We start from the raw sequence: 229 nt of genomic DNA, 5'->3' as shown, positions 1-229 counted from the left end.
AAGCTTTGGTTCAGGGTGGATTACAGATGTAGTTGAGAAATTAAAACTTTCTGATGTGCGTCGTTTTGAAGCTCCTTATGGAGAACTGCCGGATTTAACACAAATGGATTTTGATCGTGATGTTGTTTTTACATGGAATGGGACAACTTCCGGTGTACGTATTCCTAACGCAGATTTCATTCCAGAGAGGCGTGCAGGATTGACAATTTGTGATGCAACATCAGCAGCT

General features: G+C 41.5%; 1 pseudogene. It reads left to right on the top strand.

Annotated elements, in window-relative coordinates:
* Positions 1-229 (top strand): annotated as a pseudogene (locus tag ACFINO_RS10705) (phosphoserine aminotransferase); the annotation flags it as partial.

Origin of the sequence: Bartonella sp. AA83SXKL, from assembly GCF_042196965.1 — a bacterium.
Taxonomy (GTDB): Bacteria; Pseudomonadota; Alphaproteobacteria; order Rhizobiales; family Rhizobiaceae; genus Bartonella.
Note: the sequence above shows the minus strand (reverse complement) of the source record. Positions and strands in the feature narration are given on the sequence as shown.